Source organism: Metamycoplasma arthritidis (assembly GCF_900660715.1).
GTDB lineage: Bacteria > Bacillota_I > Bacilli_A > Mycoplasmatales > Metamycoplasmataceae > Metamycoplasma > Metamycoplasma arthritidis.
This window is the reverse complement of sequence record NZ_LR215047.1, coordinates 13,366-37,584: the sequence shown is the minus strand read 5'-3', so window position 1 is coordinate 37,584 and position 24,219 is coordinate 13,366. Positions and strand designations below refer to the sequence as shown.

Here is a 24,219-nt window from a genome sequence, read left to right as displayed (position 1 = left end):
TTTATATATGATTTGCTAAATTTAAATTGTGTTTCACAAGTAGCTTGAATATAACATTATTAAATGGCGATATCTTAAATTTTAGAACAATTTTCAATCTTAAACTATAGAAATTGATATTCAATGTTAATGAATAAAAAAGGAGCCAAAGAGCCCTTTTTTTTGATACACACAATTGGTATATTCTTTATAACTAATTTAATATTTTTTAGTTCTTTTATTAATCGATTGTTTACAATGAATTTTCAGAAATTAAACCATCTTTAATTACTAAGAATTTTTGACCTTTTTTAATATCAAAATGCGAAGCCAAAATTTCATTCAAGTACTTAGGATCCTTTATGACTTTTTCAATTGCTTTAGCACCATTTTTTTCACAAAAGATTCCGAAAGTGATTCCGAAAGCAGTTTCAATCTTCGGATCGCTAACCAATGCAATTACAGTAGTATTTGGTTTATATTTGGCAATTTTTTTCAATAATTTGCCATCTTCTGAAATAGCAATAGTATATGGAAAATCGCCAGTTTTTGTTTTTTCTTTAAGTTCTTTAGCAACATGTCCAAGCTCACATTTTGGTTGGCATTGGCAGTTACATGAAGTTGCTATTTCATTGAAATATTCTTGTTCAGCACGATGATTTATTGTTGCCATCGTTTTAATTGCTTCAACTGGATATTGTCCACTAGCAGTTTCACCAGAGGTCATAGTAGCAGAAGCACCCAATTCAGTAGCCCAATAAACATCACTAATCTCTGCTCTTGTAGGAAGCGGCGTTTTTTCCATAGAATCAAGCATTTGGGTTGCAACAATTACTTCTTTGTTTGCTTTGCGACATTTGGCAATAATTTTTTTCTCTCAATATGGCACTTCGTAGTAAGGAATTTCAAGACCTAAATCACCACGAGCAATCATAATTGAATCACTAGCTTCAATAATTTCGTCAATATTGTCAATTCCGGTTTGTGATTCAATCTTTGAACAAATTTGAATGTGTTCAGCATTTGCTTGTTTTAAAATTTCACGGATTTCATGAACATTTTTAGCACTATTCACAAAAGAAGCGGCAATGAAATCAACGCCATATTTAGCACCTCAAATAATGTCTTCACGATCCTTAGGCGACATAAAAGGCATTGAAAAATCAATTCCAGGAATATTCACTCTTTTATTAGTTTTTAGAACATGGTCATTTTGCACTTCTACTAAAATAATTTCAGGCTTGATTTCTTTAACGATTGTCACTAATTTGCCATCATCTAATAAAACTTTTGCACCTACATGCATATCTTTATCCATGCGATATGAAACAGTGATCACTTTATCATCGCCAACTAAATTTTTATAAGAATTTTCATCTGTTTTGATAGTTACGATGCTACCTTTTTTAAGTAAGCAAGCATCATCTTTCATTTTGCCAATTCTAATTTCAGGGCCCTTAGTATCTAAAAGTAAAGAAATTGGAACATTTAGTTCACGAGAAACTTCTCTTGCTAAGTTATAAACATTAGTATGAATTTCTTCATCACCATGTGAAAAATTCACTCTAATAGTAGTAACTCCAGCTTCGACTAATTGTTTCATAACATCATAAGTATTTGAAGAAGGACCAATTGTTGCGACAATTTTCGTTCTTTGTTTATTGTATTTCATTAATTCTCCAAAAGATTAAGATTAATTTGATTAATTACAAGTCTAATTATAGTCCCAAAAACTACATTGGTCGAATAAAAGAATGCCATTTACCCAATTAGTAATGATATTTTTTGGTATATGCGCGTATAATATTTATAAGTTAAAATTTTAAGTTTTTTTTATTCAAGAGAGGAACTAATAATAATGCCAAAATTTAACCGCATTTTCTTTATCGTCACTGATGGTTTAGGAATTGGAAAAGAACCTCGCCAAGAAGAATTTGGCGACCTTGGTGCAAATAGTTTTTTACATGCATCAGAAGTTCTTCCCCTTAATATCCCCAATTGACAAAAACTAGGAATAACCGAAGTTGCACAAATGGCAGGGCATGTCGCTAAAAATAAAAACCCAATGGCATATGTTGGAAGGATTCATGAGCTTTCAAATGGAAAAGACACTTTAACTGGGCATTGAGAAATGATGGGAATTTACACCGAAGTGCCCAACCCACAATTTACAGAAAAAGGCTTCCCTCAAGAACTATTAGACGAACTTTCTAAAGCTTGAGATGGAAGAAAAATTATTGGTAATAAAAGCATTTCAGGGACAGTTATTTTAGAAGAATTAGGCCAAGAAACAATTAATAAAGGTCATATAATCGTTTATACATCATCTGATTCAACTTTACAAATTTGTGGTGACGAAAAAACTTTAGGCGTTGAAAAATTAACTGAATATGCCAAAAAAGCACGAGCAATTTGTTCTTCAAAACCAGAATGAAATGTTGCTAGAGTAATTTCTCGTCCATTTGTTTATGAAAATGGCAAATATACAAGAACATTTAACCGCCATGATTTTGCTACTAACCCAACTGGGCACATTATTCTAGAAGACCTTCAAGCAGCCGGTGTTGAAGTTATTGCCGTTGGTAAAATTAAAGATATTTTTAGTGGTGTCGGGATTGATACAGTCTACGGACCTGCTTCGGATGATGAAAATATGGACATTGCCATTGACATTGCTTCATCAGACTCAAAGAACCAATTTGTGTTTATTAACCTAGTGCAATTTGATAGTCACTATGGCCATCGTCGAAACCCTATTGGATATAGTGAAAATATTTCTCGTTTAGATATTAAATTAGGAAAGCTAATTAGTGCTATGAAAGAAGATGATTTATTAATTATGACTTCTGATCACGGTAATGATCCAACTTACAAAGGTACTGATCACACTAGAGAAGCACTTCCTTTAACAATTTATTCTAAATCATTCAAGAAACCTCGTGTATTAGGGGAACTAAAGGGGCTTGGAACTGCTGGAAACATTGTGGCGCGAAACTGAAACGTTGCTACAGTAAAAACTGGCGAAGATATTTTTGATGAACTTATCTAAAATATTGCAACCAAACCAAGTGAAAATTCGCATGTGCGAATTTTTATTATTTGGCTCTTTTAAAGACGAAAATCAAAAATTAAAAAACCAATATTGCAAGATTGTTATTTTTAAAAAACCGCCCCAATTTGCAAATAATGATATTATTAATAATATTAATTAGAATTGATAAATTAAGGTAGATGAAAAAATGAAAAAATTAGAAAAAATTACTCCACAACAGGAAGATTTTGCAAAGTGATACACTGATGTTATTAAAAATGGTGATTTAATGGCTTATGGATCGTCTAAGGGGGCAATTATTTTTAAACCATTATCATTTGGCATTTGAGATAACATACGTAAAATTGCTGATGAAAAATTCAAAGAAAAAGATGTTGCAAACGTTTATTTGCCACTACTAATACCTGAAGGATTGCTGCAAAAAGAAAAAGATCATCTTGAAGGTTTTAATCCCGAACTTGCAACCGTTACTGAAGTTGGCGGTAAAAAATTAGCAGAAAAATTTTTTATTAGACCTACTAGTGAGGTATTATTTGCTGACTTTTTCCGTAATGAAATTGAATCACACAATGATCTACCGTTAATTTATAATCAATGAGTAAATGTGCTAAGATGAGAAAAAACTACTAATCCATTTTTAAGAACAAGAGAGTTTTTATGACAAGAAGGGCACACAATGCATGCTAATAGTGCCGAAGCTATAAAGCTAACTTATGAAATGTTAAATGTTTATATTGATCTTGTTCAAAATTACTTAGCTATTCCCGTTATTGCCGGCAACAAAACTGAGCACGAAAAATTTTCTGGTGCCGATTTTACTTTGACAATTGAAGCAATGATGAAAGATGGAAAAGCTTTACAATCAGGAACAAGTCACTACTTAGCACAAAATTTCACTAAGGCCTTTGAGATTGCTTTTAAAAATAAAAATAATGAACAAGAATTTGCTTACGGTACTAGTTGAGGAATTTCGACTAGATTATTAGGTGCTTTAATTATGACTCACGGCGATGACCGCGGCATTATTATTCCTCCTAAAATAGCGCCAGTCCAAATTGATATTATTGAAATTTTGGCTAAGAAAGATCCAAAAGTTCATGAAGTTGCTTTAGAGATTACAAAAAAATTGAATAAAGTCTTCGCCGTTAAATTAGATGATTCTGATAAAAGCCCAGGATTTAAAGCCGCTAATTCTGAAATCCATGGTACACCATTACGAATTGAAGTTGGTCCTAATGATTTAATTAACAATCAAGTCACCTTTGTGAGACGCGATAAGATTGAAAAAATTTCAGTTCCACTTGATAAAATAGAGGCGCGTGCAAAAGAAATCTTGGATAGTATTCAAAGCAATTTGTTCACAATGGCTAGTCAAAGAATTAAAAATAATCTTGAGATTGTAACAAGTTACGATGAGTTTAAAAAAGCGATCGCTAATAACAAATGAGCAGTAACGTTTTTTGAAGGAACTAGTCAAGATGAAGTCAAAATTAAAGAGGAAACTGGCGCTTCAACAAGATGCATCCCTTTTGATTCTTTAATTTCCATAAGCAAAGGTAAATGTTTTTATACGGGCAAAGAAACTGAACGTGTAGTAATATTCGCTAAAGCTTATTAACTAAATACTTGTCCCAGAGGAGCAGAAATGATTATAAAAACTACTAAAGTTGATTTAGAAAATCGTCACCTAACTGGCAAAACTATTCTAGCTTTTCGCGCTAAATGATGCCCAGCTTGTCAAATGATCGGCCCCGAGCTTGAAAAATTAGTGTCAGAAAACCCAGATATCAATGTTTTTGACTTTGACATTGATGAAGAAGGAGCTTTCGCTCGTGAAATGGGTGTAAGTAGCACTCCTACACTATTTATTTTTCAAGATGGAATGCAAATAAATAATAATGTAGGTTATATTCCTGCTACTAGCTTAGTAAAACTATTTAAATAAATTAAAAGGCGCTTCCATGGCGCTTTTTAACTATCAATATTGTTTAAATAATCACTAGAGTTAACTATATTTAGCCAACTTAGTTTGACTTTAAACATTAATTTAAGCAAATAATTAAAATTACTTCAAAATTACCATGCAATTAAAAACTTAATCGTAGATGAGTATTAAAATTTTTAAAAAAACTAAACAAGATAAAGTTAAAATTAAATAATAAATTAATCTCTTAAATAGATAAGTTGCTATTAGTTCTTTAATTTATATAAGCAAGGGCAATTGTTTTTATACGTGCAATAATCTTAACGTGTGGTAATATTGCTAAGGCTTATTAGTCAAATAATTGTTTCAAAGGAGAAATAATGATTACAAAAACTACCAAAGCTGATTTAGAAAATCGTCACCTAACTGGTAAGGCCATTCTAGCTTTTCGTGCTAAATGATGTCCTCCTTGCCAAATGATGGGTCCTGAACTTGAAAAACTAGCATTAGAAAACCCAGACATCAATGTTTTTGACTTTGACATTGACGAAGAAGTTGTTTTTGCTCGTGAAATGGGCGTAAGCAGCATTCCTTCGCTATTCATTTATCAAGATGGGGTACAAATAAATAATACTGTGGGTTACATTCCTGCTACTAGCTTAGTAAAACTATTTAAATAAATTAAAAAGCACCTAGCCAGTGCTTTTTCTTTATAATTTTTTAACTATGAACTTTAAACCTCAAGCATATTTTGTTGATCTAGATGGCACAATGCTAGACCTACCCAAAAAAGAAGAGCGCATTAGTGAACAAAACATTAAAACAATAAGTAGCTTAAATTCTAATGGCCGCCCTGTTATTATTTCAACCGGAAGAGCTAATTCAGACTTTGTTCTTAATTTAGCAAAAAAAATTAACGCACCTTATGTTATTTGCCAAAACGGCGGGATTATTGTTGACCAGAACAATAAAATCTTAAAAATTAACGAAATAAAAAAAGACACTGTTGCCGAAATTTTAAAAATTTTAATTGCAGAAAAAATGTTTTTTATTATCAATAGTGGCAATACTTTATATGGTCCTAACCGCAAATTAAAATTGATTCGGCCATGAGTTAAAAATCTGAATAGTGTTAACTACGATAATCTTCCTAAAATTGAAGATGCTACGAAAATTATTACCTTTGGCAAAACCAAACGTGGAATTTTAAGATTAAAAGAAAAATTAGCGGCGATGTTTATTAATGTTTCATTGCATATTGTTTCAAAAGGATATTCAATTGAAATCAATGATTTTAACGCCACTAAAGGAATTGCTGCTAAATTTGTATGTGAGATTATGAACATTGATCCAAAAAAAGCAGTTCATATTGGCGATTCTGGTAATGATGTAACTACCATTCCATATTTAGGGGCTTTTGTTGCTATGAAAAATAGCCCTAAGAACATTAAAAAACTAACCGAGCATATCGGGCCTTGTTACAAAAAAGGCGGCGTTGCCAAAGTTCTTAAGAGTCTAGAATAAAACCAATTTATTTTAAGAAAACAAAAATATTGAAGGCGATTAAGACACTTAAGTAGATGCCTCAATTTTTTGTTTTTTTATTAACTAAAATGTTAAAGAGCTTATATCGGGTAAAATTTTAAAGATATGAATAAGAATACTAATAACTCACCCAAAACTACTAATGAAAAATTGCAATATAATCAAAATTATTTAAATACTAATATTAAAAATGGTCTTGATAGCAGCGAGGTAAAAAAACGTCAAGAAGAATTCGGAAAAAATGCTTTAGAACAGGTAAAAAAACAAAATTGGTTTTTAGCATATTTGTCGCAATTTAAAGATGTTCTAGTCATTATTTTATTAGCTGCTACTCTATTTTCTTATGTTTTAGCAATTGTTAAAGGCGTTCAAGAGAATTGAGTTTCTAGTGCTGAACTTACAGTCAGTTTCATAGAACCTACAATTATTTTATTTGTGGTCCTGACGAATTCACTCATTGGAGCGATTCAAGAAATAAAAAGTTCGCAAGCGATTGAAGCTTTAAAAAAATTGACGCCTTTACAAGCCAAAGTTATTCGTGACGGTAATTTAATCACGATTAACGCTGAAGACATTACTATTGGCGATGTTGTTTTAATTGAATCAGGCGATGTTGTTCCTGCAGATGGTTTTTTACTTCAAGCTTCCAATCTATCTATGATTGAAAGTTCGTTGACAGGAGAAAGTGAACCGACTAAAAAAGATCACACTATTCCTAGAGATCTAAACTTGCCAATTGCTGAACGACCATTCCAAGTTTTTTCATCTTCAATCGTAGCAACTGGAACTGGTTATATGGTTGTTTCAGAAATTGGAAAAAACACTGAACTTGGTAAAATTTCTTCTTTAGTATCAACTCAAACCGAAACCATTAGTCCATTGCAACACAAAATTGGAAAGCTTGGCAAAATATTTGGATTTGCGGGGATTGCACTATTTTTCCTAAGCACAATTATGCAAATTATCTTTCAGGCGATTTCAAAAAGCTCATTTGCAAATACGACATTTTGGGCAACTACTATTATTAACGGAATATCACTAGCAGTAGCTGCTATACCCGAAGGATTAATTGCGTTCACTTCCATAATTTTAGCAATTGGTATTCAAAGAATGGCAAAGCGTAAAGCTATTGTTAAAAATTTAATGGCAGTTGAATCACTTGGTAGTTGTTCTGTTATCTGTTCTGATAAAACTGGAACCCTTACACAAAATAAAATGACTGTAGTTAACCTTTTTGCTAATGGTTTAGAGTTAAGTTTAAGTAAATGAAATGATGAAAACTTTCTTGAGCTAGTTGAATATGGTGCGCTTTGCACTGAAGCTAATTTGATAAATGAAAATAACAGCTATAAAGAAGCCGGTGATCCAACCGAAATTGCTTTGCTTTACATGTTAGAAAAACATTCTAATTTTGTAACTAAAAAAGAACTAGAAAAAGCATATCCACGACTATTAACATTGCCATTTGATAGTGATCGAAAATTGATGACTACAATTAACAAAATAAACAATAAAAACATCGTTATTGTTAAAGGTGCTCCTGATATTCTTATTAATCGTTGCAACAACATAAGTACTGAAGACAACAAAAAAATTCTACAAATTAACGACCAATGAAGCAATAAAGCATATCGTGTTATTGCGCTTGCTAAAAGTGAAATTTCAGAAGATAATTTAAGTGAAGTTTCAAATGCTACTTTGGAAGAACAATATAAAAAATTAGAAAGCAATTTAACATTCATTGGACTAATCGCCATGATAGATCCTCCAAGAGAAAGCTCACGTCAATCAATTGAACTATGTAAGGCGGCCGGAATCAAGCCAATTATGATTACTGGCGATAACATTAATACAGCAAGAGCGATTGCAACTGACTTAGGAATCTACAATGAAGGGGATTTAGCAATTAATGGCTTGGAGTTAGCTAAGCTAAGTGATGATGAGCTATACGAAAATATTGAAAAATACTCAGTATATGCCCGAGTAGTTCCCGAAGATAAATTAAGGATTGTAAGGGCATGGCAACGTAAATATCAAGTAGTTGCCATGACCGGTGATGGCGTTAACGATGCCCCGGCTCTAAAGGCGGCTGATATCGGTTGTGCTATGGGAATAACGGGAACCGAAGCTTCTAAACAAGCTGCTGATATGATTCTTTCAGATGATAATTTTTCAACTGTTGTACACGCTGTAGAAAACGGGCGTTCAGTTTATCAAAAAATTAAGAATGTTATTCAAAACTTACTAATAACTTCCATTGCAGAAATTGTTTTAGTATTCTTTGGCCTAATAATATTTAAAGCAATTTTTAATGAACAAATCAATGCCTTAGTACAAATTAATTCTAACTTTGAATTCTATATTTTAGGGGCAACTCAATTGCTATGAATTAACCTATTTACTCACGGTTTTCCAGCGATTGCTCTAGGGTTGCAAGATTCAAAAGACAATTATATGAATAAGCGGCCAATTTCAAAGTATGAATCAATATTTGCTAGAGGGATGGGATGAAACACTCTTTGACAAGGTTTGCTAATTGGCATTCTTTCTCTAGTTGGCTACTACTTGGGCGCAATTTATGCAATTAATATTGGTAGTCCTGAAAACTTTGTTAAAGCTGGTTCAACTGTTGCTTTTCTTATCTTGGGAATAACCGCCACTTTTAATGCTATCAATTTAATGACTAAAAAACCAGCCATCCTTTCATCACCTTTGTATTACTGAAAAGTATATTGCTCTGTCATATTCTCATTAACATTCTTACTATTAGTTTCATTTATTAAACCAATTGCTAACGTCTTTAAAATCGCTGACTTAGCATCACATAAAATGCTAATGATTTATTCATTTGCCTTGCCGCTAATCATCATCCCAATTTATTTAATTCATAAACTTATTGTGTTGTATTACGATAAAAAACATAACACTACAAACAAAATCGTTAAATTCGAATTAATCCTTCCTCCAAAACAAAAATCAAAATCACATATTGCTAAATAAAACAAAAAATTCTTTGCCTAAAAAAATTTTGTTTTTTAGCACTAATAAAATTCCTTATAATTTTTAAAATTAACTATGACAAATGACAAAATTAGAAACTTCGCAATAATTGCCCACATTGATCACGGGAAAAGTACCTTAGCTGATCGAATTTTAGAATTTACCAGTACTGTTAGCGCTAGAGAAAGTAAAGCCCAAATTCTTGACTCGATGGAACTAGAACAAGAAAGAGGGATTACAATTAAATTAAATGCTGTACAAATCAAATATAAAGATTATATTTTTCACTTGATTGATACGCCAGGACACGTCGATTTTACCTACGAAGTAAGCCGTTCTTTAGCAGCATGCGAAGGAGCTTTATTATTGGTCGATGCCACTCAAGGAATTCAAGCACAAACTTTGGCTAATGTTTACTTAGCGATGGAGCATGATCTTGAAATTATTCCAATTATTAATAAAATTGACTTGCCAAGCGCTGATCCGGAACGAGTAAAAGCCGAAATTGAAAATATTATTGGTATTGATGCTTCAAACGCAATATTAATTTCAGCTAAAACTGGCGCTAACATTGACAAAGTAATAGAAGCGATTATTGAAAAAGTGCCTTGCCCTAAGGAAGCTGATAGCACTAAACCATTAGAAGCTTTAATTTTTGATAGCTACTTTGATAATTATCGCGGGGTAGTTATCTTAACCAGAATCTTCAATGGTGAAGTTAAAGTAGGCGACGAAATTTATTTCATGCAAACCAAGAAAAGTTATTTTGTTACTGAACTTGGAGTAAAAAATCCTAACGAAGTTAAAAAAGATAAACTAAGTGCCGGTGAAGTAGGGTGAATTAGTGCTTCAATTCGCGATGTGAAAGATGTTAGTGTAGGTGACACTTTAACTTTGGCTAACAATAAACTAACCACTCCATTGCCTGGGTATAAAAAACTAAAACCAGTGGTTTATACTGGATTTTACCCGGTTGACACTCGTGATTACAATGATCTAAAAGATGCGCTTGAAAAAATTAGTTTATCTGATTCTTCAATTGTTTGAGAACCAGAAACTTCAAAAGCATTAGGATTTGGCTTTCGAATTGGTTTTCTTGGACTTTTACACATGGATGTTTTACAAGAACGTCTTGAACGAGAATTCAATTTGGATATTATCGCCACTGCTCCTTCTGTAGAGTTCGTAGTAACTTTAACAAATGGTGATGTTCAATACATTACTAACCCATCACTATTTCCTGATCGAAGCACTATCAAAAGTATTGAAGAGCCTTTTATCAAAGCTTCAATCTTTTTGAGTGATGAATATTTGGGGGCAATCATGGAACTTTGCCAACAAAAAAGAGGCAAATACATTGATATTGAATATATTGATGATCATCGTCGCAAGCTAATCTATGAACTGCCACTAAACGAAATAATTTTTGACTTTTTTGATTTAATGAAAAGTTATTCAAAAGGATATGCCTCATTTGAATATGACTTCATTGGTTTAAGAGAAAGTGATCTAGTTAAGGTTGATATTTTGCTAAATGGTGAAAAAATTGATGCTTTGGCAATGATTGTGCATCGTGATTTTGCTTATAACAAAAGCCGTGACTTAACAGAAAAATTAAAAGAAGTAATTCCTCGACAAAATTTTGAAATTCCTGTCCAAGCCGCAATCGGTGCTAAAATAATAGCAAGAGAAACAATTAAAAGTTATCGTAAAGATGTTACTGCCAAACTATATGGTGGTGACGTAACAAGAAGGCAAAAACTTCTTAAAAAGCAAAAACTTGGTAAAAAAAGAATGAAATCAATCGGAACAGTCGAAGTGCCACAAGAAGCCTTTTTAGCAATTCTTAAAACTGACACTTCAAAGAAAAGAGAGTAATTTATGAGTCTAAAACCAATTTATAGCGGCGATCCTAAATTAAGTCCTAACTCGGCAGGGACTGCGACTTTAACAAATAGGTTAATTGAAGAAAGCATTCAAACAAGAGCATTAAGCCACGGTACTAAATTAAAAGATCCCGCTGGCGTAATTCCTAATGGCATTTACAAAGTGTTTGAAGCCGAACAAAATTTAAAATGAACAATGATTGTTTTGAATGCCATTTTATTTACTATCGCATTAGTTTCCGTTTTCTTGTTTGCTTATAAACCCAATTTATTTGTTGATCTTAGCGCCGGAAAAAAAATTTCTTGAGCTTGATATCTCTTTCCTGCTTTTGCTTTTTTAATTAGCATTTATTTCATCGTTATTGAAAGCATTGAGCTAATGGGCATTAAAAAAAGTGTTGTGGCTTATCGCGAAAGTATTAATAGCGGCTCAACTGTTACTCCACCTTTTATTTCTATTCTTTACTACAAACTTTCGATGACGCAAGTAAAAAGAACTTGAATTGTCGTAGCAATCTTGTTTTACATGGGGCTTTATACAATTATTTTTTGAGCATTGCAAGATGCCAAATGAGGAATTCTTGATTTTGATAAGTGGATTCACGCTTCATTTCCAAATCCGAATGCCGTGGTTTACATGCTTTGTGGTATAATGGCAACAGTATTAATTTTGTATATTATCAACACATTTTTTAGAAAAAAACGTATGGTTGATATTCAATCTTTTTTTGGAAACGAAGTAATTGATTACAACGATTTACAAGATAAAAAAACAAAAGCCAATCGTTTTTACGCCAAAATATTTTTTATTAGTGTTCTAGTGCTATTAATACTTCCCTTTATTCTTTATATTATTTTGAAAAAATTTGTTTTGAAAGGAAAATCATAATATGCCAGTTTATGGAATTGTTTTATTAGTAATCTTGCCAATTATTGGGGTAATAGGCGGAATTTTTGGGGGTATTTTTATTGCTAAGAAAAAATACGAAAAAGAGTTAAAAGAAAACCCACCTATTAACGAAAAAATGATTCGAATCATGTACCAACAAATGGGCCGTAAAGCATCTGAAGCACAAGTAAAACAAGTAATGCGCTCAATTAAAAACGCAAAATAATCTATCTTAACAAAATACACACTTGCTTTGGTGTGTATTTTTATTTAAACTATCGCCATTTAATTTAGAAAATAAAAAAATGGCGATCGCAACAGGAGTCGAACCTGTGACCCCAAACTTAGGAGGTTAGTGCTCTATCCACTGAGCTATGCGACCTTTTGAATTTGCCTGCTATTAATTATATCTTATTCAATTGCTAAAGCATTAGTTTATTGTCGATCATTGGAATATTAAAAAACTAACTTACACACATCGTAAGCTAGTTTGCTTTTTTGTTTAATTATAAATTGTCATATTCTTGTAATTTAATTAAAGCATTAATGTAAATTTCAAGCGCTTCTTTCATTTCACTATAAGTGAAACGTTCATTGGTGCCATGCATCATATTCATAAAGCGTGTTGATCCAAACGCAACACATGTGTCAATTAATCTTGCATAAGTGCCGCCGCCAATGGCAATTGGTTCTGCTTTAGAATCAGTAACATCGTTGTAAGTTTGCATTAGAAGCTTTACAAGCTTATGATCTTTAGCAATTAATTTAGAAGGCTTATGCGCTAAATATTCGATAGCAATTTTGTGATTTAACTTGCTTAGGTATTTATTTAAGCCATCAGACATTTGTGAAATATCATAAGTAACTGGAACGCGCATATCAATACTTAAAACATAATTTTCAGCAGTGGTTTTAATCATGCCAATGTTTGCAGTTAGTTTACCTGAAAAATCTTCGCAGTTCGCAAAAACTTTGGGCAAATTGAAATTGCCATCACTAAAGTTTTCTGCAATAAATTTAACAATAGGATAATGACGCATATCGCTATCGCTTGCAACTAATGCTTTGAAAAACTTAATAATTACATTCTCACCTTTCGAAGGTTCAGAAGCATGTCCACTTTTGCCAGTTAGAATTAAAGTTTCTGATTCGTTTTGATAACTAAAATCGCCTTTATTTAAATAAGCATATAATTTGTGAAGTTTCGAATACTTGATATTTAAGAGCTCAGGAATCTGGTTAATAACCTCACCACCATTTAATGTTAAATCATCAATTTTGGGAAATCATAAATTAACATGGTAAATCATTTTTTCTGCGTAAATTAGTGGTCAAACACCATCGGGCGTATAAGAAATATAAGGGGCACCAAAATCATGTAAATAGCATTTCATTGAATGCATATTAGTTTCTTCAGAAAGCCCAAAAATGATTCTTATTGATCAATTTTCGTTAAGAAGGTTGTTATCTAAGATATATTTCATAGCATACAAATTAATAATAGCCGGCCCTTTATCATCTAAACTACCACGGCCAAAAAGTTCGCCATCTTTAATAATGGGATTAAAAGCACTACTTACTCATTTGCTTTCATCGCCAGCAGGAACAACATCAAGATGAACTAAGATGCCAATAATTTTTTCACTATAGCCAATTTGAGCAAAGCCATAATGATTTGCAGGGTCTTTGTAAACACGAAAGCCAAAACTCTTTGCTAGATTTAAGGTGAAATTCAAGGCTTTATCGACACTTTCGCCATATGGATAGATGGTGTCTTTTTTATATATACTAATTGAAGGAATGGAACATAGTTTTGCAATATTGTTAACCATTCCGGCAAATTCTTTTTCACTTTGTAAATATTCTTTGTATTTATTCATTAAAATGAACTCCTAAATATTAATTACAATTTTATTATAAGACAACAATATCAATAAAACAAAAAAATTAGGCCCAATAAGCACTAATTTTTGTTTAATAATTATTTAACAAGATTATTTACTAGCAGCAGCGGCAGCACGTTCAGCTCTACGTAAATCGCGAGCACGTTCTTTAGCTAGTTTAAGTTTTCTTTCTTCTGCTCTTTTTTTATTTCTTGCTCTTACATCTTTGCGCATAGTAATTTGATTCCTTTTAGATTAAATGAATTTAATAATTATAACTATTTTTTCTTAATATCCTTGACTTTTTTGAACAATGTATCAATGTCAATTTTTTCCATTGCTGTAATTTTTTCATCTACACTAGCTTTGCTTACGGGTTTAGGATCTGGTTTGTTTTTATCCTTAGCAAAAAGTTTATCAATGTCAAGTGCACTGCTATCACTCAAAGTTAAATCAACGTCGATTGCATCATCATCAATTTCAAAATCTTTGGTGACATTACTTTCAAGCGTATCTTCTAATAAACTAATTTTTAGGTCTTGATCTTCGTAGCGATCATCATCATATTTGTATTCACGTTTAAAGATGGTTGTTTCTACACTTCTTGTCAAATCATCATCAACCTCAATACTACGAAGGGCTTCGCGTTTTTGAGAAGTAACATCAACTAGTTCTCTAATCTTAATTGGTTGAATTAGCGTCCCAATATTGTTAGCTTCCTTAATACGAGTGTTGCTTAAAAGATCTTGTTGTTTAGAAAGAGGAATATTTTTTAAATCGAACTTGGTAGGTTCATTTTCTTTATTAGTGAAGTAACATTGGAGTTGTGTAGTAGCAACTTCAAGGCTAATAACTTTTGATGACACAGTTTTCATTGGATAATAAAAGACTTTACCATGACTACTGCGACCTACTAGTTTGACAGTTTCCATTTTAGTACGTTTGAATTGCCCTTTATCAGTCATAATGATTACTTTATTCTTGGGTGAAATTGGGCTAAATGCTTCAATTTCTTGATCTCTATCAGTTTTAATAAGGGAGATTCCCGAGGCTTTTAGACTGTACTCAGGCACCACATTTTCATCAATTAAATAATATAAACCACCAGTTAGTAAAATAAACAATAGTTTTTCTTTATTGACAATTCTAACATCACAAAGCTCGTCGTTTGGTCTTAGTGGAATACATGAGCGCTTTCTAGCGATTTGTTTGCTATCAAATTCTTGAATTTCAACTTTTTTAGCCATTCCTTTCTTAGTTAAGATAATAAAACGACTATAAGTGTTAAATGATTCAATTTCCATCACTCTAATAATGCGTTCATTGTTTTCTAAAGCCACTAAAGATGAGATGTGATTACCAATATCTTTCCAGCCATTTTCTTTTAGAGTGTGTGCGTCAATAATAAAGTAATTTCCTAAGTTAGTAAAGAAAATTAGTTTAGAAAGCGAATTGATTTTATCATAGTAAAATATTGCATCATTATCTTTTAATTTAAATCCCGAAAAACCATTTGAAGAAAAGGCTTTTTTAGAAATTCTTTTAATGTATCCTTCTTTACTTAAAAAGAAATAAAAATCTTCATTTTTAGCAAGTAGTTTTGTGTTAATTTCTGTGCGGATTTTGTCTTGACTAATTTCCGAGAAACGAGGTTTAGCATATTCTTTTTTAATGTCTTTTAATTGTTCAATAATAAACTTATCAAATTCATTAGGATTTTCAAGTAATTCTTTGCAACGAGCGATTTTAATTGCTAGTTCTTTAGCTTCATTTTGGAATTCAAGTTGATCCATTTTTGAAAGTTTATACAATCTAAGTTCGGCAATTGCTGTAGCTTGAATATTAGTAAAGCCAAAAGTTTTTTCTAAGGCTTCAATAACACCTTTTTTCGAGTTATCACTGTTTTTAATAACGCGAATAACTTCATCGCTAATTTCAGAAACCTTAATAAATCCTTGAACAATTTCTAATCGGATTTCATATTTTTTTAGATCAAATTCAATGCCCTTAGTATTAATATCTTTCAAATGACTTAAATAGGTAAATAGAAGCATTTGAAGATTCATTAATTTAGGACTATTTTCATGAATTGCAACCATATTGTAGTTATATGAAATACGCAAATCAGTTTTGGACATTAGATAGTTAATGATTGCTTCAGCATTGGCTTCATCTTCAAGTTCTAAATAAATCGAAATTCCTTCACGATTAGATTGGTCTCTTACTTCTTTTACACCGTTAATGGTTTTGTCAATAACTAAAAAGTCAATATCAGCTACTAGTTTAGATTTAATTACGCCAAAGGGGGTTTCGTATATTTCAATGCCAATAATCTTTGATGGTTTATTCTCTGCGTAAACAAAACGATAACGAGAGGAAATGTTAATTTTGCCTTGACCAGTTTCAAAAGCTTGGGCAATGCCTTCAATACCGTGAATTACTCCACCGGTAGGAAAATCTGGGCCTTGCACAATTTGTTTTAATTCTTCTAGACTAATTAAGGGATTTTTAATTAGCTTAATAGTAGCATCGATTACTTCACTTAGGTTATGTGGCGGAATTTCAGTTGCAAATCCTGCGGCAATTCCTTTTGAGCCATTAATTAAAAGATTAGGAATTAAAGAAGGAAGCACAACTGGTTCATATTCAGTATCATCAAAGTTAGGCGCCATGGCAACTACTTTACGATCAAGATCTTTTAGTATTAGTTCACTAATTTTTTCTAATCTTGATTCTGTATACCGCATTGCTGCAGCAGGGTCATCGTCAATCGAACCTTTATTCCCATGCATTTCGATCAAAGGAAAATTACTTTTTCATTCTTGGCTCATTCTTACAAGCGCTTCATAAATAGAACTATCGCCGTGTGGGTGGTATCGTCCCATTACTTCACCAACAATCTTAGCTGATTTACGGAATGCTTGATTGTTATATAGTTTAAGACCATACATTGAATATAAAATTCTTCTTTGAACTGGTTTTAGTCCATCACGAGCATCCGGAATAGCTCTTTGTTGAATGATATATTTTGAATATCTTCCAAAACGCTCGCTCATAACATCAACCATATTTTTTTCAATAATAGTCTCAGTTAGGTTATACATTTCCTCTTTTTGTTTTTTTGTCATTAATCTTATTCCTCCTTTCTATTTAGTCTTAATTTGAAAATCGTCTTCTGCTGAAAAATCAACATAAGTATTAATTCAAAGTTTACGAGCATTAATATCATCACTCATTAAAGTTGTAACATTACGTTCAGTTAGCCCTTCATCGTTGATTCTTACTCGTAAAATTGAACGAGTTTCAGGATTCATCGTTGTATCCCATAGTTGATCGGGATTCATTTCACCTAGACCTTTGTAACGCTGAATTTCATAGTTGCTATATTTAGAAGTAAGATCACGCAGCTCATCGTCATCTCAAACATAAAAGTGTTTGGCTTTAGCACCCTTAACTGTCAATTTGTAAAGCGGCGGCAAGGCAATATAAACCATACCAGCATCAATTAGCTTTTTCATGTAACGGTAGAAAAATGTTAAGAGAAGAACTTGAATGTGAGCCCCATCTGTATCGGCATCAGTCATTATAATAATCTTGCCATATTGTGAGTTTTTAATATTAAAGTCTTGTCCAATGCCAGCACCAATAGTATTAATAATTGTGGCGATTTCTTCGTTTGATAAAATATCAGTTAGTTTGGCTTTAACAGTGTTAATTACTTTACCCCGCAAAGGTAAAATGGCTTGTGTATTGCGATCACGGCCCATTTTAGCAGAACCACCAGCAGAATCCCCTTCAACTAAGAAAAGTTCTTTTAATGAAGAGTTCTTGGTTTGCGCCGGTGTTAGCTTACCTGATAGAATTTTTTTATTTTCAAGTTTATTCTTAATTTTTCTAATTTCGTTTCTAGCGGTTCTTGCCGCCATACGAGCATCATACGATTTTTTAATTTTATTAAGAATTTTGTCACTATCTAGCTTATTTTCATTTAAATAAAAGCCAAATTTTTCAGAAAAGAAATCTTCAACAGCTTCGCGAGCTTCAAGAGTGCCTAATTTATCTTTTGTTTGGCCAACAAATTCCAAAATCGATTCAGGAATTTTCAAAGAAACAACAGCGATAATTCCTTCTCGCACATCGTCGCCTTCAAAATTATTTTTGTTTTTAAGTAAATTGTGTTGTGAAGCATACTCATTGATTGTTTTGGTTAGTGCGCTTTTAAAAGCTGTTTCATGAGTGCCCCCATCACGAGTTTTTACATTGTTGACAAAGCTGTAAATATTTTCGGTGTAATTATCAGTGTAAACTAAAGCAATTTCCATTTCGATTTTTTTAAAAGTACCTTTAGCGTAAAAAATACTACTAATGAAGTTTTTACCTTCACCTACAAATTTTATATATTCTTTAATTCCTTCAGCGGCTTCAAAAGTTATTGCTTCGCCACTTTCTTCGTGATTAAAATGAATTTTTAGGTTTGGAATTAAGAAACTCGCTTCTCTTAATTTTTCTTTAACAATATCTGATGAGAATTTAGTTTTTTTGAAAATGGTTTTATCGGGTCAGAATTGTACTTTAGTACCATGTTTTGTTGTTGGGCCAACCACATTGGTGCCTTCAATGATTTTATCTTGCTCAAAAACGGTTTTGTATTCTTTTTTGTCGCGATAAACTTTTACAATTAGTTTCTCGCTAAGAGCATTTACCACAGAAGAACCTACACCATGAAGACCACCACTAGTTTTATAAACACCTTCGTCGAATTTTCCTCCAGCATGTAGTTCGGTAAAAACAAGTTCTACACCGGTTTTACCAGAGCCATGTTTACTTACGGGAATGCCCCTTCCGTTATCTTCTACAATAACAGAATCGTCTTTTTTTAATGTGACTTTGATATCTGTGGCAAACCCAGCTAGTGCTTCATCTAAGGCGTTATCAACAATTTCTCAAACTAAATGATGTAAGCCGGTGATGTCAGTTGAACCAATATACATCCCCGGTCTTTTTCTTACGGCATCTAAACCTTTTAAAACTTTTAAATCGCTTGCTTCATAATTAGACATAATTATCAATTATAAAATAAATAACGAAGAGAACAACAAAAAACAAACCAGTGCATTTAAATATAAATATTTAAATGTTGATTTGTTTCATCTAATAAAAAACTATTATTTTGAATTTTGTTTTTCTTCTAAGATTTTTTGATAGAAACTTAATTTGTTTTCGAACTCAGCTAAAAGTTTTTTCTTTTGATTAATCAAATTTTCGGGGGCTTTTTTCAAGAAAGATTCATTTTCTAAAAATCTTTTATTAAAAGCAATCTCTTCTTGACATTTTTTGATTTGCATCTCAATTTCGGCAATTTCTTTTTGTTTTTGTTCATCATCTAAAGCAATATAGATTGTACCGAACGATAGTTTAATTGAAAGATCTAAGTTGCTTTTGTAAGTAAAGTTAGTTAGCTTATTAACGATGGCTAATTGATTTTCATTAAAGGTAATAGCATCATCAAACGCAAAATATAGAATCTGTGATTTTGATATTTGCTTACTTTCACGATATTGACGCAATGTGGTAATTAATTCAATTAAATTTTCAACACTTTCGGCACCAACTAATGCACTTAAATCACCAAAATTTTGTAAGTTTGCTTCTAGAAGCTCTTCACGATAAATATTTTCAAATAAATAATCAGTTGTAAAAGAAATAAAAGGATGTAAGGTGATTAGAATTTCTTTAAATAGAAAGTGAATAAAGTATTTGTTACTCTTTAATTTTAAAAATTCTAAGTATCAACTCGCAAAATCATTAATAACAAAGTCTTGAACTTTCTTAAAAATTACATTAAATTCATATTTATTAATTGCGCTATCAATTTCATTTCTAAAGACAATAAACTTATTTAGAATTCAAACATCAAATTCATCTAGTTTACTCAAATCAAATTCATCGTATGACTCTTGTCTAATAGAAGAAATTAATCTTGCAATGTTTCAGAATTTATTAATAAAAAGTTTGGCTGATTTAATTTTATCCTCGCCATAGTTCATATCTTGGCCAGCAGTAACATTAAATATTAATGACATTTTTAGTACGTCAACACCATGCTCTTCAATTATCTTTATTGGATCAATACCGTTACGAAGAGATTTGGAAATTTTTCTTCCTTGGCCATCTCTTAAAAGTCCATGAATAAAAACTTCTTTGAAAGGTTTTGTATTTAAAAATTCTAAACTTTGGAAATACATTCTTGCTACTCAAAAGAAAATAATGTCATAAGATGTTACTAATAAATCTGTTGGGAAATAGCGTTTCATTAAAGTCAGATTTTGTGGTCATCCTAAGAACACAAAAGGTGCAAGCGCTGAGCTAAATCAAGTATCTAGAACATCGGGATCTTGTACTCATCCTTCACCTGGTGATTTTTCTTGTACTTTAATTTTCTTGCCTTTATATCAAGCAGGAATTCTATGTCCTCATCAAATTTGACGACTAATCGTTCAATCATGAGCATTGTTCATTCATTTTTCTAAAACACTCCCAAAGCGATCAGGAATAAATTTAAAACCTTTACCACTATTGAAGTCTGCTAAAAGGCGTTTAGCCAAAGTATTCATTTTGACAAATCATTGGGGTTGTTTTAAAATCTCAATAACCTCGTCACTACGTTCACTATGACCAACATTTGAAATAATTTCCTCAACCTTGCTAATCATATTCATTTTTTCTAAATCTTTAAAAATGCCTTCACGGGCTTCAAAACGATCTTTGCCTTCTCATTTATCAGCATTTTTATTCATCTTGCCAAACTTGTCAATGCATTCAGTAACTTCAAGATTATTTTCTTCTAAAATTTCAATGTCATCTATAGCGTGCGCCGAGACTTTCATTGCACCAGTACCAAAATCCAATTTAATCTTTTCAGAAGTAATAATTGGAATTTCTTTTTTAGTAAGAGGATGAATCAAAATCTTGTCAACTAATTCGTTTGCACGAGGATCTTGAGGATTAATTGCCACAGCAACATCACTGTACAATGTTTCTAATCTCGTTGTAGCAACTTCTAAATAATCATCACTATCTTTGAAGTAATATTTCAAGTAATACATTTTTTGTTTAACTTCTTTATTAATTACTTCAATGTTTGAAAGAGCAGTCTGTAATTTAGGGTCTCAATTAATAGCTTTATTAGCGTAATAAATTAAACCTTTTTGATACATATCAATGAATACTTTTGTAACTGCTTCGTTTGCATCTTTATCAAAAGTAAAGCGTTCCATATCATAGTCAAGAGCAAGTCCCATTTTTTGCCATTGACTAGTAATGTTGTCAGAATAAGCATCTTTCCACTTTCAAATTTCTTCTAAAAAGGCTTCTCTTCCTAAGATGTGACGATCGGGCATGTTATTTTCGCGAAGGAGTCTTTCAACAACGGCTTGAGTAGCAATACCAGCATGATCTTTGCCAGGAACTCACATAACATCAAAATTATGAAGTTTTTTATATCTAATAATCGTGTCAGGAATAAGTTCATCCAAAGCATGTCCAATATGCAATTTCCCGGTGACATTTGGTGGAGGCAAAATAATAGTAAACGGTAATTTGCTTTGATCATGAGTTGAAAAGAATTTATTATCTCTTCATTTTTTTTCACGACCCGCTTCTACAAGTTTATGATCAAACGTTTTTTCCATTGTTACTCCTTTTTTTATGTCTGTGTCATCAATTTCAGTAGTCATATCAAAAATAGTGGTTTCCTCAAAATTTTCTAAATCAATAATTTGTGTTTTTTCTTTAACACTTCAACTTAAATCAGAGAAAATTATCTTCTTAAGGGCATCATTTTTCAAGTTATTCTTAGTTGTTCATTGCACTAGTTGCTCTCAAGAGCATCAAAGGTAATGACCGCTATCAATTTGATATTTATTTAACTCACTATAATCAATTTTTTCTTCTAAATAATTAATGTAATTATGAATTGTTTCAGAATCACTATAGTTTAGCATCCTTTTAGTAAATGGATTAATCGGGTTAGAAACAATTTGTAATGTTTTGCCCTCTTCAATGATCAAAGAATCATCGATGACAAAAAGTTCACTGGTTAGCTTGCTAGCAATTTTAATACTATCAAGAAAATAAATTGCCATGATGTGGTTTTCAAACACATATTTATTTAAGAAATTAAGTAAATTATACTGTTGCTTATATTTCAAAGTTGCAATGCTACTGCCGACAAAGATAATTGAAGGTTTTGCAACTAATATTTTGGCCTTTTCTAGCTCAATACGCTCTTCCAAAGTCAAAGTGTTAATTTGACTGTCAAAATGTAATCATGAAATTCTTGCTTGTTTAAAAATCTTATAAATAAAAGAATTAGCAATAAATTTTTCAAGGTTTTTGGTATCTTTAATAATCCCATTTGAAAGCAAGCGTCTTTGGATTAGAAACTCTGTACTTTGAGTAGCGATTTTAGTCTTGAGATTTTGAGAGTATTGAACTAAGTTTGTGATTCTCTTAACAATCTCTTCAACTTCGTTGTTATTTCGTTTGTAATTTCTTAAAATGAGCGTTACAAAATTTTGAAAAATAGCAAAGTTATTACTAATGCGCAATGAGATATTTTGATTAACATCCCATAGGGATCTAGCTTTGTTAGCAAAAATTGAAGTTTCCTTTTTGATGTTTTTTTCAAAAGTACTTAGATTTCAAAGATATTCGCTTTTTGCACGAACATATTCATTTTCGGCCGCTTGTAAAGCAGTTACATTGGCAATATTATTGGCAGCGAAGTCCACTCTATTTGATTCTTGATATTTTTTATAAATATCTTCAATTTGTTCTTTAAATAAATCCTTTTTATGATTTATTGCCGCTTTAACTGCATCAGTATTAATAACAAAATTAGCATTAACAATTTTCTTAACTTCACTCATAATTTTGACATTAGTTAGAGTGGTGTCAATGTACTTAATTTCTTTATTAATGCTATATTTCATTTCATTGAAACTTTCAAAGATATTTTGAATTTCTTTTTGTTCAAGTCAACGAAGTTCAGGCGCATAATTTCATAAAAAAGCAATGATTTTTTTATTAATTAACAGCTCTTTATTTAAATTGATACAAAGCCCAATATTCTTACGACGATGTCTAAGTGAACGCATGATATAGTTATTTTCACTCATTAAATCGCGATAAGTTTTCTTGATGATTTGATAGTTTTCTCAAAGATTGTCATCGTGCAAAGCTTGCAAACTTTTAATTTCGTTTTTACAATCAATTTCCTGTTGATTATAGTCGCGATTTTCACGGTTTAATAAATCAAAATAACTTTTTCTAGCATCCAAATAATCTTTTCGTGCCAAATAAAAAATTCCATTGCGAAAGTTGGATATGGTTTCTTCACAAAGCGAAATAAGCGCATATTCACTTGCATGGTATTGTTCTAAAATTTCTTTAAAAAAGCTAACAAAACTTTCGGCAATACTTTCGATTTCTTTAAGAGTTTTTTTAGCTAAATGGTTTATTTTGAAAGTGTCAAGTTTTTTAGCAAAGTCATCTTTAATTTTGATTAGCTTTTTTTGTAATTCAAAATTAATTTTTTCAAAATCATTTTTTAGTTTTGGCTCATAGTCTTTAAAAACTAGTTTTCAATCGTCAACAAAATCATTAACAGCCACTTCAAGAGTACTACTGTTTTTTAGATGCACTAGCAAGTATTCATAAGCAGTTAGTTGGCAAGATGAATCGTTAAAATTTTTATCAAAACCGTAGCCAATATTCGTGATATATTCTCTATTTAAATAACTAAGTTGATAATTTTCACTATTTTTGAATTGTATTAACCCTTCATATTTATTAAGTGGGGTTCTAGCATTTACTAGTAGATCAAAAATCGTGTTTTTTGTATCACTATCATTACTTAAAAATCCTAAAATACGGTTTTCATTAAGTTCAAAAGAAAGATTGCTAATTAAATTAGTATATCCTAATGCTGTTTCTTTATCTCAAATGGTTTTTTTTAGATTAGTTACTCGAAACGAGGTGATCTGACTACTTTTTTTCAT

Annotated in this window: 15 protein-coding genes and 1 tRNA gene; 9 read left to right on the top strand and 7 right to left on the bottom strand. The window is 31.6% G+C overall.

All coding sequences use genetic code 4. The features are described from left to right. Positions 1-232 precede the first annotated feature (232 nt). Entirely contained in the window at positions 233-1,651 is a 1,419-nt protein-coding gene (pyk, locus tag EXC42_RS00155; protein ID WP_012497957.1) for a pyruvate kinase, read from the bottom strand. A 186-nt stretch (positions 1,652-1,837) separates the two neighbouring features. On the opposite strand from pyk, the gene EXC42_RS00150 reads away from it, so the two are divergent. From EXC42_RS00150 to EXC42_RS00110, 9 genes are all read left to right on the top strand, one after another. Next, complete coding sequence (locus EXC42_RS00150) at positions 1,838-3,028, top strand: phosphopentomutase (protein ID WP_165169446.1); 1,191 nt, start codon at positions 1,838-1,840, stop codon at positions 3,026-3,028. A 190-nt stretch (positions 3,029-3,218) separates the two neighbouring features. Next, positions 3,219-4,649: a proline--tRNA ligase gene (gene proS, locus EXC42_RS00145; RefSeq protein ID WP_012497954.1), complete on the top strand. Its 1,431-nt coding sequence runs from the start codon at positions 3,219-3,221 to the stop codon at positions 4,647-4,649. 27 nt (positions 4,650-4,676) lie between these two features. Next, positions 4,677-4,976 (top strand): thioredoxin family protein, encoded by a 300-nt coding sequence (locus tag EXC42_RS00140; protein ID WP_012497953.1) that lies wholly within the window; start codon positions 4,677-4,679, stop codon positions 4,974-4,976. A 359-nt stretch (positions 4,977-5,335) separates the two neighbouring features. Next, entirely contained in the window at positions 5,336-5,635 is a 300-nt protein-coding gene (locus EXC42_RS00135; protein WP_012497952.1) for a thioredoxin family protein, read from the top strand. A gap of 46 nt (positions 5,636-5,681) precedes the next feature. After that, the gene (locus EXC42_RS00130) at positions 5,682-6,479 is read left to right on the top strand and encodes a Cof-type HAD-IIB family hydrolase (protein WP_012497951.1); all 798 of its coding nucleotides are present in this window, start codon (positions 5,682-5,684) and stop codon (positions 6,477-6,479) included. A gap of 126 nt (positions 6,480-6,605) precedes the next feature. Then, on the top strand, positions 6,606-9,500 hold the full coding sequence (locus EXC42_RS00125; protein ID WP_012497950.1) for a cation-translocating P-type ATPase: 2,895 nt from the start codon (positions 6,606-6,608) through the stop codon (positions 9,498-9,500). A 75-nt stretch (positions 9,501-9,575) separates the two neighbouring features. Then, on the top strand, positions 9,576-11,378 hold the full coding sequence (gene lepA, locus EXC42_RS00120; RefSeq protein WP_012497949.1) for a translation elongation factor 4: 1,803 nt from the start codon (positions 9,576-9,578) through the stop codon (positions 11,376-11,378). A 3-nt stretch (positions 11,379-11,381) separates the two neighbouring features. Beyond that, on the top strand, positions 11,382-12,275 hold the full coding sequence (locus EXC42_RS05615) for an MSC_0882 family membrane protein (protein WP_012497948.1): 894 nt from the start codon (positions 11,382-11,384) through the stop codon (positions 12,273-12,275). Position 12,276: 1 nt separating this feature from the next. Further along, positions 12,277-12,501 carry a YneF family protein gene (locus tag EXC42_RS00110; protein ID WP_012497947.1) on the top strand — a complete coding sequence of 75 codons (225 nt, stop codon included), beginning with the start codon at positions 12,277-12,279 and terminating at the stop codon, positions 12,499-12,501. Positions 12,502-12,581: 80 nt separating this feature from the next. Here the strand turns inward: EXC42_RS00110 and EXC42_RS00105 are convergent. The 6 genes from EXC42_RS00105 to EXC42_RS05605 form a co-directional block, all read right to left on the bottom strand. Next, positions 12,582-12,657, bottom strand: a tRNA-Arg gene (locus tag EXC42_RS00105). Between the two features lie 124 nt (positions 12,658-12,781). Further along, on the bottom strand, positions 12,782-14,155 hold the full coding sequence (locus tag EXC42_RS05610) for a Sapep family Mn(2+)-dependent dipeptidase (RefSeq protein ID WP_012497946.1): 1,374 nt from the start codon (positions 14,153-14,155) through the stop codon (positions 12,782-12,784). A gap of 114 nt (positions 14,156-14,269) precedes the next feature. Then, complete coding sequence (locus tag EXC42_RS06620; protein WP_012497945.1) at positions 14,270-14,392, bottom strand: hypothetical protein; 123 nt, start codon at positions 14,390-14,392, stop codon at positions 14,270-14,272. A 44-nt stretch (positions 14,393-14,436) separates the two neighbouring features. After that, positions 14,437-17,286: a DNA topoisomerase (ATP-hydrolyzing) gene (locus EXC42_RS00095; protein ID WP_012497944.1), complete on the bottom strand. Its 2,850-nt coding sequence runs from the start codon at positions 17,284-17,286 to the stop codon at positions 14,437-14,439. A gap of 18 nt (positions 17,287-17,304) precedes the next feature. Next, positions 17,305-19,218 carry a DNA gyrase/topoisomerase IV subunit B gene (locus tag EXC42_RS00090; RefSeq protein ID WP_012497943.1) on the bottom strand — a complete coding sequence of 638 codons (1,914 nt, stop codon included), beginning with the start codon at positions 19,216-19,218 and terminating at the stop codon, positions 17,305-17,307. A 105-nt stretch (positions 19,219-19,323) separates the two neighbouring features. Then, positions 19,324-24,219 (bottom strand): valine--tRNA ligase, encoded by a 4,896-nt coding sequence (locus EXC42_RS05605; RefSeq protein ID WP_012497942.1) that lies wholly within the window; start codon positions 24,217-24,219, stop codon positions 19,324-19,326.